At 69.8% G+C, this 14,559-nt stretch carries 15 protein-coding genes; 8 read left to right on the forward strand and 7 right to left on the reverse strand.

Annotated elements, in window-relative coordinates; genetic code table 11:
• The first annotated feature begins 16 nt into the window (after positions 1-16).
• From Q0938_RS00455 to Q0938_RS00465, 3 genes are all read left to right on the forward strand, one after another.
• On the forward strand, positions 17-898 hold the full coding sequence (locus Q0938_RS00455; RefSeq protein ID WP_299358002.1) for a manganese catalase family protein: 882 nt from the start codon (positions 17-19) through the stop codon (positions 896-898).
• 148 nt (positions 899-1,046) lie between these two features.
• Entirely contained in the window at positions 1,047-1,712 is a 666-nt protein-coding gene (gene msrA, locus Q0938_RS00460) for a peptide-methionine (S)-S-oxide reductase MsrA (RefSeq protein ID WP_299358004.1), read from the forward strand.
• The gene (locus Q0938_RS00465; protein ID WP_299358006.1) at positions 1,712-2,584 is read left to right on the forward strand and encodes a 50S ribosomal protein L11 methyltransferase; all 873 of its coding nucleotides are present in this window, start codon (positions 1,712-1,714) and stop codon (positions 2,582-2,584) included. Before msrA ends, Q0938_RS00465 begins: the two co-directional genes overlap by 1 nt.
• Before the next feature lie 55 nt (positions 2,585-2,639).
• Here the strand turns inward: Q0938_RS00465 and Q0938_RS00470 are convergent, their stop codons facing one another.
• The 3 genes from Q0938_RS00470 to ubiA form a co-directional block, all read right to left on the reverse strand.
• The gene (locus tag Q0938_RS00470) at positions 2,640-2,969 is read right to left on the reverse strand and encodes a hypothetical protein (RefSeq protein ID WP_299358008.1); all 330 of its coding nucleotides are present in this window, start codon (positions 2,967-2,969) and stop codon (positions 2,640-2,642) included.
• Positions 2,970-2,981: 12 nt separating this feature from the next.
• On the reverse strand, positions 2,982-5,186 hold the full coding sequence (locus Q0938_RS00475; RefSeq protein ID WP_299358010.1) for an OmpA family protein: 2,205 nt from the start codon (positions 5,184-5,186) through the stop codon (positions 2,982-2,984).
• Between the two features lie 61 nt (positions 5,187-5,247).
• On the reverse strand, positions 5,248-6,222 hold the full coding sequence (gene ubiA, locus Q0938_RS00480; RefSeq protein WP_299358012.1) for a 4-hydroxybenzoate octaprenyltransferase: 975 nt from the start codon (positions 6,220-6,222) through the stop codon (positions 5,248-5,250).
• A gap of 14 nt (positions 6,223-6,236) precedes the next feature.
• On the opposite strand from ubiA, the gene Q0938_RS00485 reads away from it, so the two are divergent.
• Entirely contained in the window at positions 6,237-6,998 is a 762-nt protein-coding gene (locus tag Q0938_RS00485) for a 16S rRNA (uracil(1498)-N(3))-methyltransferase (protein ID WP_299358015.1), read from the forward strand.
• Between the two features lie 137 nt (positions 6,999-7,135).
• Complete coding sequence (locus Q0938_RS00490) at positions 7,136-7,330, forward strand: DUF1127 domain-containing protein (protein WP_299358017.1); 195 nt, start codon at positions 7,136-7,138, stop codon at positions 7,328-7,330.
• A 93-nt stretch (positions 7,331-7,423) separates the two neighbouring features.
• Here the strand turns inward: Q0938_RS00490 and Q0938_RS00495 are convergent, their stop codons facing one another.
• Together Q0938_RS00495 and sseA are read right to left on the reverse strand one after the other, a co-directional pair.
• A complete protein-coding gene (locus Q0938_RS00495; protein ID WP_299358019.1) occupies positions 7,424-8,608 on the reverse strand; it encodes an amino acid aminotransferase in 1,185 nt (394 codons plus the stop codon).
• A complete protein-coding gene (gene sseA, locus Q0938_RS00500; protein ID WP_299358022.1) occupies positions 8,608-9,459 on the reverse strand; it encodes a 3-mercaptopyruvate sulfurtransferase in 852 nt (283 codons plus the stop codon). Before sseA ends, Q0938_RS00495 begins: the two co-directional genes overlap by 1 nt.
• 104 nt (positions 9,460-9,563) lie before the next feature.
• On the opposite strand from sseA, the gene Q0938_RS00505 reads away from it, so the two are divergent.
• Positions 9,564-9,980: a DUF1810 domain-containing protein gene (locus tag Q0938_RS00505; RefSeq protein ID WP_299358023.1), complete on the forward strand. Its 417-nt coding sequence runs from the start codon at positions 9,564-9,566 to the stop codon at positions 9,978-9,980.
• Positions 9,981-10,042: 62 nt separating this feature from the next.
• Here Q0938_RS00505 and smpB read toward each other — a convergent pair whose 3' ends face one another.
• Positions 10,043-10,513, reverse strand: a complete 471-nt coding sequence (smpB, locus tag Q0938_RS00510) for an SsrA-binding protein SmpB (protein WP_299358681.1) — start codon at positions 10,511-10,513, stop codon at positions 10,043-10,045.
• A 139-nt stretch (positions 10,514-10,652) separates the two neighbouring features.
• Here smpB and Q0938_RS00515 point away from each other — a divergent pair, with 139 nt between their 5' ends.
• Together Q0938_RS00515 and Q0938_RS00520 are read left to right on the forward strand one after the other, a co-directional pair.
• Positions 10,653-12,458, forward strand: coding sequence for a thiamine pyrophosphate-binding protein (locus tag Q0938_RS00515; RefSeq protein ID WP_299358026.1), 1,806 nt, complete (start codon positions 10,653-10,655; stop codon positions 12,456-12,458).
• 5 nt (positions 12,459-12,463) lie between these two features.
• Entirely contained in the window at positions 12,464-13,585 is a 1,122-nt protein-coding gene (locus Q0938_RS00520; RefSeq protein ID WP_299358029.1) for a pyridoxal phosphate-dependent aminotransferase, read from the forward strand.
• A gap of 61 nt (positions 13,586-13,646) precedes the next feature.
• Here the strand turns inward: Q0938_RS00520 and dapA are convergent, their stop codons facing one another.
• A complete protein-coding gene (gene dapA, locus Q0938_RS00525; RefSeq protein WP_299358032.1) occupies positions 13,647-14,522 on the reverse strand; it encodes a 4-hydroxy-tetrahydrodipicolinate synthase in 876 nt (291 codons plus the stop codon).
• Positions 14,523-14,559: the final 37 nt, after the last annotated feature.

Consider the following 14,559-nt stretch of genomic DNA (forward strand, 5'->3'; position numbering starts at 1 on the left):
GAAAAGGAGTTCTGCCATGTTCTTCCGAACCAAGCACCTTCAGATCGACGCCAAGCCCGAGCGTCCCGATCCGCTGTTCGCCAAGATGCTGCAGGAGCCGCTGGGCGGCCAGTGGGGCGAGATCAGCGTGATGATGACCTATCTGTTCCAGGGCTGGAACTGCCGCGGTCCTGCCAAGTACAAGGACATGATCATGGACATCGGGACCGAGGAAATCGCCCATGTCGAGATGCTGGCCACCATGATCGCGCGCCTGCTGGAAACCTCGCCGGTCGAGGCGCAGGAGGATGCCGCCAAGAACAGCATGGTGGGCGCGGTGATGGGCGGGGCCCGGATCGAGGACGTGATCATGGCCGGGATGAACCCGCAGCACGCGATCGTGTCGGGGTCGGGCGCGATGCCCGCCGACAGCGTCGGTTTTCCCTGGGTGGCGAAATACACCATCGCCAGCGGCAACCTGCTCGCCGACTTCCGTTTCAACGTCACGGCCGAAAGCCAGGGCCGCCTGCAGGTCGCGCGGCTCTACAACCTGACGGACGATCCGGGCGTGAAGAAGATGCTGTCCTTCATGCTGGCCCGCGACACGATGCACCAGAACCAGTGGCTCGCCGCGATCGACGAGCTGCAGGCCGACGGCCTGGAAGAAACCCCGGCCCCCTCGAACTTTCCGCAGACGCTGGAGGATCAGCGGGTCAGCTATCAGTTCTGGAACTGCTCGGAGGGGACGGAAAGCGGCGAAGGCCGCTGGGCCGCAGGGCCCACGCCGGACGGCAAGGGGCAGTTCGAGTACCTGGGCAAACCCGAACCCATGTCGGACGATGTCGGCACCCTGGGTCCGGTCGACCCCAACCTCTACGGCACGCCCAAGCAGCCGGTGCCGAAAACGGCATCGGAGTAGCCGCGGGCGGTCGGCGCAGAACGCGGGAACATGGCGTGGTGACCGCCGAAACCCTGCGCGCCGAAATGCGTTATAGGTAATCTGACTGCCCGTCCGAGATGATCTCGGGCGGGCCGTTGGACCTGACCCTATCCGCCGAGGAACCCCGATGACCGCACCGATGCATGCAATCTTCAACCGCCCGCTTGGCGCCGCCGTTCCCGAGGGCCACGAGGAGGTGGTGCTGGGCATGGGCTGCTACTGGGGGGTCGAGCGGCTGTTCTGGCAGCAGGAGGGCGTCTGGCTGACCGAAGTGGGGTTTGCCGGCGGGACCCAGCCGGAACCCACCTACAAGCAGGTCTGCGCCGGCGGCACCGGTCATGCCGAGGTGGTGCGAGTGGTCTTCGACCCCGCCCGCCTGAGCTTTGACCATATCCTGAAACTGTTCTGGGAAAACCACGATCCGACTCAGGGCGATCGCCAGGGCAACGACGTGGGCGACCAGTACCGCTCGGCGATCTATGCCGCCACGGAAAGCCAGCTGATCGATGCCGAGCGCAGCCGCGTCGACTACAACAACCGGCTTGCGGTGGCGGGCTATCCCGAGATCACCACGGAAATCGCCCGGCTCGACAAGTTCTGGCCGGCGCCCGAACTGGATCACCAGCAGTACCTGCACAAGGTCCCGAACGGCTATTGCGCGATGAAGGGCACGGGTGTGCAGGCGTCGATGCCGTCGGCGATGGAGAATGCCCGCGATCCCGACTTTGACGGCAACCCCGAGCCGTCCCCGTCCTCCGGCCCCGGCTCCGCGGTCGCGTCCAGGCTGCGCTGATGCCGACCTGGACGGCGTTGAGCCAGTGCGCCGGCCGTGCGGCGGCGGAAACGCTGGCCGAGGCCTGTGAGGAACTGACGCCCGAGCCGGTCGGCACGGGCGTCTTCGAGATCGAGGACGGATCCGACCGCTGGGAGGTCGGCGTCTATTTCACCGATCCGCCGGACGAGATCGCGCTGGACCTGATGGCTGCGGCGCACGGGGCCAAGCCCTTTGCCGTGTCCGAACTGCCAGAGGTCGACTGGGTCGCCCATGTGCGGCGCGAGCTGTCCCCGGTCACGGCGGGGCGGTTCTTCGTGCATGGCAGCCATGATGCAGACAAGGTGCCGGAGGGCGCCGAGGGTCTGTGCATCGAGGCCGCGATGGCGTTCGGCACCGGGCACCACGCCACCACGCAGGGCTGCCTGCTGGCCTTCGAGCGGTTGCTGGAGGCCGGCGAACGGCCGCGGCGGGTGGCCGATATCGGCTGCGGCACCGCGGTTCTCGCCATGGCGGCGGCGCGGGCGCTGCGCGGGATCGTGGTGGCCAGCGACATCGACCCGGTGGCGGTCGAGACGGCGCAGGCGAACGTCATCGCGAACGGGCTGGTCGGCCGGGTCGAATGCGTGCAGGCCGAGGGCTTCCGCCACCCGCTGCTGGACGACGCGGCGCCCTATGATCTGGTGTTCGCCAACATCCTCAAGCAACCGCTGATCGATTTGGTCCCGGAAATGGCGCGGCATCTGGCGCCGGGCGGTCGGGCGATCCTGTCGGGGATCCTGGCCGATCAGGCTGACGAGGTGATCGCCGCCTATGCGGCGCAGGGGATTGGGCTGGAACGGCGCGACGACATCGGCGAATGGGCAACGCTGGTGGTCAGGCGCGCGGCCTGACCGGCGCCGATGCGCTGATGCGGCCACCGGTTGCGGCGTCGGGCAGCGGGTTGGTTCAGCTGCGATTCAGGCGCCGTTCGATGTAGTCGCGCAGTTCCTCGACCTCGACATGGGCTTCCCGCAAGTCATTGATCGCTACCTGCCGTTCGGCATCGGCAGCGGCCAACCGGGTCGCCATCTCTGCGTCACGCCGTTCCAGCCTGGTCAGGGCTGCATCCCGCGCCTGTTCGGCGTCGTGCAGCTGCTGCGCCATCCGGTCCAGTTCCTCCAGCTCGGCCCGGCTGACCCGGCTCAACCTGTGGATCAGCCAGCTTGCGAACCAGCCCAGGATGAAGGCCGTGAACAGGGCCACGGCCGTGGCGATGATGAACTGGTTGCGATCCATGCCCTTCCGTTCTCAGTTGCTTGGCGGGTCCGGCGCCGGCATGTCCGCCGCTGGCGCGTCCTCGTCCGACAGCGGCGGCTCAGGCTCGCCGGACACTCCATCGGCGGGAATGCTCTCCTGTCCCTCCCGGTCCGAACCTGCATCCGGGACCGCCTCCACGGCAAGCCCGCCTTCGGCCGCATCCCGACCGCTCTCGGCGGCACCCGGAGCCGACGTTCCGGCGCCTGCGACCCCGTCCGGCGTGCCATCCGAGCCGTCGCCGGGGAGCATCGGGCCCTGCACCGGGGCGGGTTCCTCCACCGCGGCCTCGGTCACGCCTTGCACCACTTCCGGTGGCGGCGGGGGCTCGTCCAGCAGCACCGCATCGGACAACAGCGTGAACTCGATCCGGCGGTTCGCCTCGCGGCCCGCCTCGGTCTCGTTGCTGTCGACGGGGCGGCTTTCCCCGTAGCCGCGCACCGTCATGTTGCCGGTGGGGATGCCAGCCTCGGTCATCGCGGACAGCACCGCCTGCGCGCGGGACCGCGACAGTTCGGCGTTGAAGTTCTCCGACCCCTGCGAGTCCGTATGGCCACCAATCTCGATGCGGAACGGCGCGCAGCCCTGCGCGGCCTCGGCCAGTTGCTGCAGCGTGCTGTCGGGATCGCCCGCGATCTGCGCGCCGTTGGGATCGAACCCGATCTCGGACTGGACCATGATGCGGTTCAGCGCGTCCACGCATTCCTGTCCGGTCGGCAGGTCCAGCAGCGGGTCCAGCCGCTCGTCATAGCGGATCGCCAGCTCGTAGCGGGCACCGGCGCCAAGACGGTTCGACAGCCGCGCGACGGCGGCATCGCTGGCGGTCCGGACGCCGGACGATCCGGTCAGCCGGATCAGGTCGGGGGTCACTCTGACGGTGCCGCTGCGCAGGTCGCTCATGGCCTCGATCGCGGCGATGACGCGCACGGTCCAGCCGCCGGGCGCATCGGGATCGACCCGCAGGCTGCTGTCGACCTGGCCGAAGCGGGTGGCGGCCAGGCTTTCCACCGCCTCGCGCATCCGTTCGTCGGTGATCCGTCCGCGCAGGGTGACGCCGTCCTCGGTCACGGTGGCGGTGAATTCGGCGGGCTCGCCGTCCTCGGCCAGCTGCTCGTCGCGGGTGGCGACCAGCGAGAACACCGGGGGCAGGGCGGCATCCAGCGCCCCGACGGCGCGGTCGAACTGATCCGCCGGCACGCTGGCCGGCGCGGCGAGTGCCACATCCGCGTTCGAATAGGTCAGGGTTCCCGCATCCATTTCGGCGAGAGCTTCGATGCCGGGAACGACGGCATCGGCCCAGGTCGGGGTCGGCACGCCCAGCCCCAGCGTGCAATCCGGATCGCCGGTCACCCCGGCGGCGCGCGCCGCGTCCAGGATGCGCGTCCGCGCGCGGTCCGTATCGGCGGCACAGGCGTCGAAACGCAGCCCGGCCCCATCCTTGACCATCCGCAGGGTAAAGGGCGAGATCACCGGCCGGGGTGCCGAGATGTTCAGCACCAGCCCGACATCGTCGGGCTTGTCACGTCGCAACGCGGATTCCAGTCGCGCCTTTTCGGCGGGGCCATCGGTGATCGCCGTGACCGAGACCTGGCCCGGCGCGACCGACACCTTGGCGCGCCCCGCCGCCTGAATCGCGGTCAGCCCGAAGCGCAGGGCCGAGTCCCACCCGGTTGGCGCGGCGTGATCGGCCGTTTCCAGCAGGTCGGCCACCCGTCCACCGCCGATCGCGTCATTCAGCGTGCCGGTCATCCCGTCCCGGTCGGTCACCGCCGGAACCAGGCCGATGATCGACACACCCGCGTCGTTGCGCAGCAGCTCGACCTTGAACTCCGGCGGCTGGATCGGCTCGGGCGGGGCCACCGCGATCGCGTCGATCACACGGCGGGCGTCGACCACGGTGCCGGCCCGGGTGATGGCGCGAAACCGCTGCACCTCGTCAGGCGCGGTGCCCGACAGCGCCACCTGCAGCCCGTCGGTGGTGACCGTCGCCCAGTCGTACCCGCCGCTGTCCAGCGCCCGGGCGACCTGATCATGCGACATCCGCTCGATCAGGTCCGCGGCGTGGACAGCACCGAACCATGCGCCGGTGCCGGCCAGCCCGAGAACGGTCAGCCGCAGGACCGCGGCGCGCAGGGGCCGGCGCCGGCGGCGCGGCGGGGCAGCCGGAAGAGGTGGTAAGGGCGACAGGCGATCGGCCACTGGCAGGCGGTTCCGATGTTGCAGGACGGGCTTATCTAGGCCCCGGCCGGGCCACGCGCAATTACAGCAGTCCGGCGATGGCAAGAAACAGCGCAACGATGAGGCCGGCGTCGCGATTGCTGCGGAACAGATGCAGCAGCCCGGCCGTGTCCTGCGGGTCGAACCGGCGCAGCTGCCACGCCAGATGCAGGGCGAACCCCGCCACCGCCCCGGTGACCGCCAGCCGGGCCAGCAGACCGTCGGGCCTGGCTGTCGCAACCGCCGCCGCCAGCAGCATCACCGACGCGGCCGCAAAGCCCGCCAGCCAGCGCGGGCTGTCCTCGCCGAACAGGCGCGCCGTCGACTTGACCCCGATCAGGGCGTCGTCCTCGGTATCCTGGTGGGCATAGATGGTGTCGTAGAACAGCGTCCAGCAGATCCCGGCGACATAGGCCAGGATCGCGGCCGGATGCAGCCGGCCGCCATGTGCGGCAAAGGCCAGCAGCGCCCCCCAGTTGAAGGCCAGCCCCAGGAACACCTGCGGCCACCAGGTGAACCGCTTCGCAAAGGGATAGATCGCCACCAGCCCGAGCGAGGCGACGCCCAGCAGCACCGCGGCCCAGTTCATGGTCAGCAGCATCGCCAGTCCCAGCATGCTCTGCGCCACCAGCCACAGCACCGCCCCGACCAGCGTCACCTGACCAGACGGCAGCGGCCGCGACCGGGTCCGCGCCACCTCGGCGTCGAATTCGCGATCGGTGATGTCGTTCCAGGTGCAGCCGGCGCCGCGCATCGCGACCGCGCCGACGCCGCAGGCGAGCGCAATCCCCAGGTCGATCCAGCGGGGCCGGTCGGCGATCATCGCCAGCCCGATCCCCCACCAGCAGGGCAACAGCAGAAGCCAGGTGCCGATAGGCCGGTCCGCCCGGCTCAGCCGCAGGAACGGCCGCCAGCCGGCGGGGGCCAGGCGATCGACCCAGTTGCCTGCGGCATCGGAGACGGGGACGTCCGCAACGGCGACGTCGGAAACCGATGGCCTTTCGACGGGCGCTTGCATAGCTTTCCGCCAGCATGGGAAAAATCAGGCTGTTCCTTACCCACCCGCTGGCTGCAGGACAACCCGTTCCACTGGATGCGGGGCAGGGGCATTACCTGTCGGGTGTCATGCGCCAGGGGCCGGGGGACGAGATCGCGGTCTTTAACGGCCGCGACGGCGAATGGCGGGCGCGGATCGTGACGGCCGGCAAGCGCGGCGGCGAGGTCGAGCCGCTGCAGCAGTCGGCGCCGCAGCAGGACCCGCCCGACCTGTGGCTGGTCTTCGCGCCGATCAAGAAGGCGCGGACCGACTTCATCGTGGAAAAGACCGCCGAACTCGGCGCGGCGCGGATCCTGCCGGTGCAGACCGATCACACCAATGCCGAACGGATCCGCCAGGACCGGCTGCAGGCCCATGCGGTCGAGGCGGCGGAACAATGCGGCGGCACGTTCGTGCCCCCTGTCGACGAGCTGCGGCCGCTGTCGCGGCTGCTGGACACCTGGAACAGCGACCGCCGGATCCTGTGGGCGGACGAGGCGCTGGTCGGACCCGCGCAGACCCTGGCGGCGCTGTCACCGGGCCCCTGGGCCGTGCTGATCGGGCCCGAGGGGGGCTGGTCCATGGCAGAACGGGACCGGCTGTCGGCGCTGCCCTACATCACCCGGATCAGCCTCGGCCCCCGCGTTCTGCGCGCCGATACGGCGGCGGTGGCGGCGCTGACCCTTTGGCAGTCCGCCTTGGGGGATTGGCGAGCGGCCCCCGGGACCGCGGCCGCGACAGCCATGCCGATTGGTTAACCATACCGCTCACCCATGCTTTGGGTGCATGGCAGCGTTCCGGTTCGGCGGCTGGCCCGGCCGACGGTTCGGCCTATGTAGAAGCTGTTAAACGAACGATCCGGCACGGCCGGGTCACATCAATCAGCAGGTATGTCATGTCGGCGATCGACACTCTTCGCGCCCCCGTCGGGGCGTTCTCAGGCGTTGGCCTGAATCTTGCGGCCATGGTGGCAAGCTGGCGCGACGTGCGCCGGACCCGTGCGGCGCTGAACCGCCTCTCGGATCGCGAGCTCAAGGATATCGGGCTGACCCGCGGCGATATCGACCAGGTCGCCCGGCGCGGCCGCTGAGGCGCCTTTCCGTGCAAGGCAACAAAGGCCGGGACAGCGTCCCGGCCTTTGGCATGTCAGCTTCGCGACCGGCGCTGCGGTCGGCCCGCGTCGTCAGATCCCGACCTCGACGATCGCCCGGGCCAGCACCGGCACCGTCTGCCGGTTCAGCCCCGCGATGTTCAGCCGGGAATCGCCGACCATGTAGACCGCGAACTCGTCCTTGAGCCGCGCCACCTGCTCGGGCGTCGCCCCCAGGCGCGAGAACATGCCGCGGTGGCGAGCGATGAAGTCGAAGCGGTCGGTTCCGGTCAGGTCGCGCAGTTCCTGGGCCAGCTGCTCGCGCAGTCCCAGCATCGTCTGCCGCACCTCTTCCAGCTCGGCGACCCAGTCGGCCCGCAGGGCCGCGTCGTCCAGAATCGTCTGCACGACCCGGGCCCCGTGATCCGGCGGGAAGCTGTAGTTCTGGCGGTTCAGGAAGTTCATCGTGCCCTGCGCCAGATCACGGCTGGCGGGATCGCCGACGCGGGCCAGCAGCACGCCGGTTCGTTCCCGGTAGATGCCGAAATTCTTGGAACAGGACGCGGCGATCAGCACCTCGGGGGCGCGGCTGGCGATCAGCCGGGTGCCGGCGGCGTCCGGTTCCAGGCCATCACCGAAGCCCTGATAGGCCAGATCGATCAGCGGCACCGCACCGGTCCGGTCCAGCAGGTCCGCGATCTCGGACCACTGGTCCGTCGTCAGGTTGGCCCCGGTCGGGTTGTGACAGCAGCCGTGCAGCAGGACCAGATCGCCGGCTTGCGCGCGGCCCAGGTCCGCCATCATGCCGTCGAAATCCACGCCGCGGGTCGCATCGTCGAAATAGCGGTATTCGGCGAACGGCAGGCCCATGAACTTCAGGATCGAGAGGTGGTTCGGCCAGGTGGGGTCCGAGACATGCACGGTCAGGTCGGGGTTGCCCAGCCGGGCCAGTTCCAGCGCCTGGCGCACGGCGCCGGTCCCGCCGACGGTGGCCAGCGCGGCCGTCCGCTCGGGCTGCTGATCGTCGGCCAGTACCAGCCGCGACATCGCCTGCAGATAGGCGGGCTCGCCCGCCAGCCCGGTGTAGGTCTTGGTGGTCTCCGCCTCCCAGATCTGCCGCTCGGCCTGCCGGACGGCGCGCATCACCGGGGTGACGCCGGTCGGATCGCGATAGACGCCCACCCCCAGGTCGATCTTGCCCTGCCGGGTGTCGCCCTTGTACTCGCCCAGCAGGGCCAGGATCTTGTCGGGGGCTTGGGCCTTGAGATTGGCGAACATCAGGCGTCTCCGGTTGCGATCTTCAGGTCGGGAAAGCTGCCCCACTCGGTCCAGCTGCCGTCGTACAGCGACCAGTCGCGATGCCCGATCCGTTCCAGCGCCAGCGCCAGGACCGCCGCGGTCACGCCCGACCCGCAGGTGGTGATGGCCGGGCGGGACAGATCGACGCCCGCCTCTTCGAAGATCGCGCGCAGCGCGTCGGGGGACTTCATGGTGCCGTCGTCGTTCAGCAGGGTGGTGAAAGGCACGTTGCGGGCACCCGGGATATGGCCGCGGCGCAGGCCGGGACGCGGTTCCTCGACCTCGCCGCGGAACCGTTCGGGGGACCTCGCGTCGATGATCGCGTGATCGCCCAGCTTGGAGGCCGCGGCGACCTGGGTCACGTCGCGCACCAGCCCGGCCTGCCGCTGCACGGTCATGTGGCGTTCGCGGGTGATCGGGGGCATATCCTCGACGGGCCGGCCCTCGGCCAGCCATTTCGCGAAACCGCCGTCCAGCACCGCCACGTCGGTCTTGCCCATCAGGCGGAAGGTCCACCACACCCGGGCGGCGCTGCGCACGTCGGAATGGTCGTAGACGACCACCTGGTGCCCGTCCCCGATCCCCGCCTTGCGCATCCGGCTGGTGAACAGTTCCGGCGGCGGCGCCATGTGGGGCAGTTCGCTGGTCTGGTCGCAGATCGCGTCGATGTCGAAAAACCGGGCGCCAGGGATGTGGGCGGCCTCGTACTCCGCACGCGCGTCGCGGCCTGTCCCGCTCATGTGCAGGGATGCGTCGATGATCCGCAGGTCGGGATCGTTCAGATGCGCCATCAACCAGTCGGTCGACACCAACGTTTTCGGATCGTCCATCCCACTCCTCCTTGGCGCAACAGGCCGCGCATTCTTAGCCGCGGCCAACCTGCAGGACAACCACGCGCTTGACGCGTCGGGGGGCAGGGATGCATCGAGGCGGGATGGACGATCTGCAACGCTTTCATGACGCGCAGGCCCGCGATCAGGCCCCCGCGGTGGCCGAGCTGCGCGCCGGGCGAAAGACCAGCCACTGGATGTGGTACATCTTTCCCCAGCTCGGCGCGCTGGGGTATTCGCCCCGCGCCAAGTATTACGGTATCCGCGACCTGGCCGAGGCGCGGGCCTACCTGGCCGACCCGATCCTGGCCGCAAACCTGAACCAGGCGGCCGAGGCCATGCTGGCGAACGCGGGCACCCCGGCGGAGGCGGTGCTGGGTCAGGTGGATGCGCGCAAGCTGCAGTCCTGCGCCACGCTGTTTCGCGCGGCCGGCGGCGGCCCGGTGTTCCAGCAGCTGCTGGATGCGTTCTTCGGCGGCCAACCGGACCCCGCCACGCTGACGGCGCTGAACAAGACCTGACCGGTCGGGCGTTCCGTGAAGGTGGCCGCCGGGACGCGGATCCGGCACGCTGCCGGATCGGCTCAGCCCTGTTTCAGCAGCCGCTGCTTCTGCCGGCCCCAGTCGCGCTTGGCCGCGGTGTCGCGCTTGTCGTGGATCTTCTTGCCCTTGGCGATGCCCAGCTTCAGCTTCACGATGCCGCGGTGGTTGAAATACATGACCAGCGGCACCAGCGTCATGCCCTCCCGTCCCACCGCCTGCCACAGTCGCGACAGTTCCTTGCCCTTGACCAGCAGCTTGCGGCGGCGCCGTTCCTCGTGCCCGAACACGCCCGCCTGCTTGTAGGCGGAGATATAGCCGTTGATCAGCCACAGTTCGCCTTCCTCGACCGAGGCGTAGCTTTCTGCGATGTTGCACTGGCCGGTGCGCAGGGCCTTGACCTCGGATCCGCTCAGGACGATCCCGACCTCGAGATCGCTTTCGATGAAATAATCGAACCGGGCGCGGCGATTTTCCGCGATCACCCGGTAGTTCGGATCTGACTTGCCCTGGATCATGACCCGTCAAGTAGGGGTCGCGCGCACGGGTGTAAAGCGGCGGCGGTCACGCCCGCCGGATCGGCCGGGGGGCTTGCCCCGCCCGGCCGCAGGCGCCACTCTCCGGCCCGAAATCGGACCTGATGGGGGACAAGGAATGCGGCACGGCGGACGGATACTGGCAGACGCGCTGGCAGCCCACGGGGTCGAGCGGGTGTTCTCGGTCCCCGGGGAAAGCTTTCTGGCGGCGCTGGACGGGCTGTACGACCGGGGCATTCCCAACGTCGTCTGCCGGCAGGAAGGCGGCGCCACGATGATGGCCGAGGCACACGGCAAGCTGACCGGCCGGCCCGGCATCTGCTTCGTCACTCGCGGTCCCGGTGCCACCAACGCCAGTTCCGGCGTCCATGTGGCCCAGCAGGATTCGACGCCCCTGATCCTGTTCGTCGGCCAGATCGCGCGGTCCGACCGCGACCGCGATGCCTTTCAGGAGGTGAATTACCGGCAGATGTTCGGCGGTCTGGCGAAATGGGTCGCCGAGATCGACCAGACCGACCGGATCCCGGAATACGTCGCCCGCGCCTTCGACCTGGCCCAGTCGGGCCGCCCCGGCCCGGTGGTGCTGGCCCTGCCCGAGGACATGCTGTCGGCCGAATGCGAGACGCCGGACCTGACGCCCGCGCCCCGTCCCGTCGCCGGGGTGTCCGAGACGCAGCTGCAGGCGATCACCTCGGCCCTGGCGGCGGCGGAACGGCCGCTGGTCATCCCCGGCGGGTCGCTGTGGTCGCAGGAGGATGCCGACCGGCTGGCCCGCTTTGCGGAATCCTGGGGCCTGCCGGTCGCGGTGCCGTTCCGCCGCCAGGACTACATGGACAACCGTCTGCCGAACTATGCGGGCGACCTGGGGGTCGGCATGAACACCAAGCTGGGCGAGGTGCTGCGCGCGGCGGACTGCATCTTGTCGCTGGGGTCGCGCCTGGGCGACACGCTGACCGCCGGCTACACGCTGATGAACCCCGCCGACCAGGGCCGGCGGATCATCCACGTCTATCCCGACCCCGACGAGATCGGGCATCTTTGGCGCGCCGACCCGGGCATCCCCGCCTGCCCGCGCAGCGTGCTGGCCGCGTTGGCCGATGCGGCGGCGCCGCGTCGCTGGGACGAGTGGACGGCCGAACTGCGTGATCACTACGAAACCTGGCAGACGCCGCGGGACACGCCCGGCGCGGTGCGGATGGAACGGGTGGTCCGCTGGCTGTCGGACAACCTGCCCGAAGACGCGATCATCACCAACGGGGCCGGCAACTATGCGGCCTTCGTCCATCGTTATTTCCGCTTCAAGCAGGCCCGCACCCAAATGGCGCCGACCTCGGGGTCGATGGGGTACGGGCTGCCGGCCGCCATCGCCGCCAAGCTGCAGCATCCCGATCGCACCGTCGTCTGCATGGCCGGCGACGGCGATCTGCAGATGACGATGAACGAACTGTCCACGGCCAGACAGCACGATGCGCCCGTGATCGTCATCGTGGCGAACAACGGCCGCTATGGCACCATCCGGATGCACCAGGAGAAACACTATCCCGGCCGGGTGTCCGGCACTGACCTGGCCAATCCCGATTTCGCCGCGCTGGCCCGCGCCTTTGGCGGCCATGGCGAGCTGGTCACCGACGATGACGAATTCGGCGCCGCATTCGCCCGCGCCCAGGCGGCGGGGACGCTGGCGATCATCGAACTGCGGCTCGACCCCGAGGCGCTGACCACCGCCGCCACGCTGGCCGAGACGCGGGCGGCGGGCGAGGCGGCGGCGGCCGAACGGGCCCGGCAGGCGCAGCAGGCCTCCGGGCCGGACAGCGGGGCAGACGCGACAAGCTCGACGGCACTGGTGCTGCGCGACCCCCAGCCCGACCAGCAACCCCGGCCCGGGCTGCTGGGGCGGCTGATGCGCAGCCTGTCGGGGCGCTGACCGGAATGGCCCGCGCCGCGCATTCGCCGCGACTTGCTCCGATCCCGGCCAGCCTGCCGGACGCCGTGCCCTTTGTCGGACCGGAGACGCTGGAACGGCTGCGCGGCGCGCCGTTCCGCGCCCGTCTGGGCGCCAACGAGAACGGCTTCGGCCCGTCGCACGCGGCGCTGGCCGCGATGGCGGCGGCATTGCCGGGGATCTGGAAGTACGGCGACCCCACCAGCCACGACCTGCGCGCCGCGCTGGCCCTGCATCACGGGGTCACGCCCGAGCATGTCGTGGTGGGCGAGGGGATCGACGCGCTGCTGGGACTGGCGGTGCGGCTGTTCGTGGGACCGGGCGATCCGGTCGTGACCTCGGATGGCGGCTATCCCACCTTCGTCTACCATGTCGCGGGCTTTGGCGGGGTGCTGCACAAGGTGCCCTATCGCGATGATCGCCAGGACCCCGAGGCGCTGATCGCGACGGTCGCCCGGACCGGCGCGCGGCTGGTCTATCTGTGCAACCCCGACAACCCGATGGGCGGCTGGCTGGAACCGGGGCGGATCGACACGGCGCTGGCCGGCCTGCCGGACGATTGCCTGCTGCTGCTGGACGAGGCCTATGGCGAATTCGCCCCGGCGCTGCCCCGGATCGACCCCGACGACCCCCGCGTTTTGCGCCTGCGCACGTTTTCCAAGGCCTACGGGATGGCCGGCGCCCGCATCGGCTATGCGCTGGGGACGCCGTCGGTGATCCGCGCCTTCGACCGGGTCCGCAACCATTTCGGCGTGAATGCCATTGCCCAGGCCGGGGCGCTGGCGGCGCTGCAGGATGGGGATTGGCTAGACCGCACGATCGGACAGGTGGCGGCAGCCCGCGACCGGATCGCGGCCATCGCCCGCGACAACGGGCTGACGCCTCTGCCGTCGGCCACCAATTTCGTGGCGATCGACTGCGGCGCGGACGGGGCGCTGGCCCGTGCCGTGCTGAGCCGGCTCGATGCGGACGGGATCTTCGTGCGGATGCCGTGGGTCGCCCCGCAGGACCGCTGCATCCGGGTCAGCTGCGGACCCGAAGCGGAGCTGGACGCTCTGGCCGACGCGTTGCCGCGGGCGCTGGCGGCCGCCCGGACCGACATCGCCTGACCCCGGGTCGCCTGATCACCAGAGAGCTGGCCAGACCGCCCGGTCCAGGACACCGCGCGGTTCAGGTCAGCTTGGCATGCTCCAGCGCGGCATCGATGCGGGCGCGGGTCTCGGCCGTCAGCGGGGTCAGCGGCAGCCGGACACGGTCGCTGCACATGCCCAGTCGCGACAGCGCGTATTTCGCGCCTGCAACCCCGGGCTCCAGGAAGATCGCGATGTGCAGCGGCATCAGCAGGTCCTGCAGCCGCAGCGCCTCGGCATAGTCGCCGCGCAGGCAGGCATCCTGCATCTGCGCGCACAGCTTCGGCGCGACGTTGCCGGTCACCGAGATGCAGCCGACCCCGCCCTGGGCGTTGAACCCGTGCGCGGTCGCATCCTCGCCCGACAGCTGGATGAAGTCCGTGCCGCAGGTAATCCGCTGGCAGCTGACCCGTTCCAGCCGGCCGGTCGCATCCTTGACCCCGACGATCCGCGGCAGCCGGGCCAGCTCGCCCATCGTCTCGGGCAGCATGTCCACCACCGACCGGCCGGGGATGTTGTAGATGATGATCGGCAGGTCCGACGCGTCGTGGACGGCGGTGAAATGCGCGATCAGCCCGGCCTGCGTCGGCTTGTTGTAATAGGGCGTCACCACCAGCGCGGCGTCGGCGCCGACCTGTTCGGCGTGCTGGATCAGGCCGATCCCCTCGCGCGTCGAGTTGGACCCCGCCCCGGCGATCACGGGGATGCGGCCGGCGACGATGCGCACGACCTCCTCGATCACCAGGCGGTGCTCGTCATGGGTGAGGGTCGGGCTTTCCCCGGTGGTGCCGACCGGGACCAGGCCGTGGCTGCCCTGGTCGATCTGCCACTCGATCAGCCTCTCCAGTGCGGGCAGGTCCAGCTCTCCCTCCTCGGTGAAGGGGGTGACGAGCGCGGGCAGCGAGCCTCGGAACATGATGGCATCCTGACGATCGGGTGTGTCACAGGCGGGC

Source organism: uncultured Paracoccus sp. (genome assembly GCF_947496875.1).
In the GTDB taxonomy this organism is placed as follows: Bacteria; Pseudomonadota; Alphaproteobacteria; order Rhodobacterales; family Rhodobacteraceae; genus Paracoccus.

What these genes read in the sequence shown, in the direction of transcription:
- Q0938_RS00455 (WP_299358002.1), top strand. Translation starts at nt 17, where the DNA reads ATGTTCTTCCGAACCAAGCACCTTCAGATCGACGCCAAGCCCGAGCGT.
- msrA (WP_299358004.1), top strand. Translation starts at nt 1,047, where the DNA reads ATGACCGCACCGATGCATGCAATCTTCAACCGCCCGCTTGGCGCCGCC.
- Q0938_RS00465 (WP_299358006.1), top strand. Translation starts at nt 1,712, where the DNA reads ATGCCGACCTGGACGGCGTTGAGCCAGTGCGCCGGCCGTGCGGCGGCG.
- Q0938_RS00470 (WP_299358008.1), bottom strand. Translation starts at nt 2,969, where the DNA reads ATGGATCGCAACCAGTTCATCATCGCCACGGCCGTGGCCCTGTTCACG.
- ubiA (WP_299358012.1), bottom strand. Translation starts at nt 6,222, where the DNA reads ATGCAAGCGCCCGTCGAAAGGCCATCGGTTTCCGACGTCGCCGTTGCG.
- Q0938_RS00485 (WP_299358015.1), top strand. Translation starts at nt 6,237, where the DNA reads ATGGGAAAAATCAGGCTGTTCCTTACCCACCCGCTGGCTGCAGGACAA.
- Q0938_RS00490 (WP_299358017.1), top strand. Translation starts at nt 7,136, where the DNA reads ATGTCGGCGATCGACACTCTTCGCGCCCCCGTCGGGGCGTTCTCAGGC.
- Q0938_RS00495 (WP_299358019.1), bottom strand. Translation starts at nt 8,608, where the DNA reads ATGTTCGCCAATCTCAAGGCCCAAGCCCCCGACAAGATCCTGGCCCTG.
- sseA (WP_299358022.1), bottom strand. Translation starts at nt 9,459, where the DNA reads ATGGACGATCCGAAAACGTTGGTGTCGACCGACTGGTTGATGGCGCAT.
- Q0938_RS00505 (WP_299358023.1), top strand. Translation starts at nt 9,564, where the DNA reads ATGGACGATCTGCAACGCTTTCATGACGCGCAGGCCCGCGATCAGGCC.
- Q0938_RS00515 (WP_299358026.1), top strand. Translation starts at nt 10,653, where the DNA reads ATGCGGCACGGCGGACGGATACTGGCAGACGCGCTGGCAGCCCACGGG.
- Q0938_RS00520 (WP_299358029.1), top strand. Translation starts at nt 12,464, where the DNA reads ATGGCCCGCGCCGCGCATTCGCCGCGACTTGCTCCGATCCCGGCCAGC.
- dapA (WP_299358032.1), bottom strand. Translation starts at nt 14,522, where the DNA reads ATGTTCCGAGGCTCGCTGCCCGCGCTCGTCACCCCCTTCACCGAGGAG.